Source organism: Acidovorax sp. KPB24-03, from assembly GCF_057546605.1.
Genome location: NZ_BAAJYR010000680.1, coordinates 1 through 1268, shown reverse-complemented (window position 1 = coordinate 1268; position 1268 = coordinate 1). Strand labels below are relative to the sequence as shown.

Sequence of the window (1268 nt, the reverse complement as noted above, 5' to 3'; positions counted from 1 at the left end):
GCGCACCGCGCCGCGCGGCCGCTCGGACGGGCGGGCCGTGGTCACCGGGCTCCCTGCATGCGCCGCACCCGGGGCGCCTTCAGCGGAAGATCACCGTCTTGTGGCCGTTGAGCAGCACGCGGTGCTCGGTGTGCCACTTGACGGCGCGGGCCAGCACCTGGCTTTCGGTGTCGCGGCCCATGGCGGTGAGGTCTTCCACCGTCTTGCTGTGGTCCGCGCGGGCCACGTCCTGCTCGATGATCGGGCCCTCGTCCAGGTCGGCCGTCACGTAGTGGGCGGTGGCGCCGATCAGCTTCACGCCGCGGTCGTGCGCCTGGTAGTAGGGCTTGGCGCCCTTGAAGCTGGGCAGGAAGCTGTGGTGGATGTTGATGGCCCGGCCTTCCAGCTTGCGGCACAGGTCGTCCGACAGCACCTGCATGTAGCGCGCCAGCACCACCAGCTCGGCGCCTTCGGATTCGATGATCTCGAACTGCCGCGCCTCGGCCTGCGCCTTGGTGGCGGCCGTCACGGGGATGTGGTGGAACGGCACGTTGTAGCTGGCCGCGAGCTGGTAGAAATCGCGGTGGTTGCTGATGATGGCCGCGATGTGCACCGGCAGCAGGCCGGACTTCCAGCGAAACAGCAGGTCGTTCAGGCAGTGGCCTTCGCGGCTGACCATGATGACGGTCTTCATCGGCTCGGACACCGGGTGCAACTGCCAGTGCATGCCGTGCGGGCCGGCGAAGGCGGCCAGCTGCGTCTTGAGCGCGGCGTGGTCGTGCGCCCCGCAGGCGAACTGCACGCGCATGAAGAACAGCCCGGTGGCGTGGTCGTTGTATTGGGCGGCCTCTTCGATGTTGCCGCCATGCTCCAGCAGGAAGCCGGACACCGCATGCACCAGCCCGAGCTTGTCGGGACAGGACAGGGTAAGGATATAGGCTTGGTTCATAGCGGGGCGATTGTCGCAGCAAGGCCCGGGGCCGGCGGCGGGCCGGCAGGTCAGGGCCCGTTCGCCGCCGGTGCCCGGCCTCGCCGCTCGTCCCGAAGGGCCCTGGCTGGCGCGAGAATACGGTCCCATTGGAGGTCGCCCGCAAGGCGCGGCAAAACACAACAAGGACAGTCATGGATGAAGAGGAGGGCCCGGCCCTGACACGCGTGCCCGGCCGGGCGGCGAAGCGCCTGGGGTTCGGCCGGCACGTTCTCCTGCGCCAGAACGCGCCCCAGGTGCTCGAGCACCGTCTCGGGCGCCATCGGGCGCAGGTTGAACTGCAGGCAGCGCGAGAGCACCG

At 69.2% G+C, this 1268-nt stretch carries 2 protein-coding genes; both read right to left on the bottom strand.

The window, feature by feature from the left end; all coding sequences use genetic code 11:
• Positions 1 to 79 precede the first annotated feature (79 nt).
• A complete protein-coding gene (gene purU / locus AC27KI_RS25155; RefSeq protein ID WP_272566953.1) occupies positions 80 to 928 on the bottom strand; it encodes a formyltetrahydrofolate deformylase in 849 nt (282 codons plus the stop codon).
• Between the two features lie 50 nt (positions 929 to 978).
• A partial coding sequence (locus tag AC27KI_RS25150) for a hypothetical protein (protein ID WP_487116508.1) occupies positions 979 to 1268 on the bottom strand: 290 nt, incomplete at its 5' end.

Bases quoted from the DNA above. Each gene is read 5' to 3' on its own strand.
- purU (WP_272566953.1), bottom strand. From the start codon at position 928: ATGAACCAAGCCTATATCCTTACCCTGTCCTGTCCCGACAAGCTCGGG.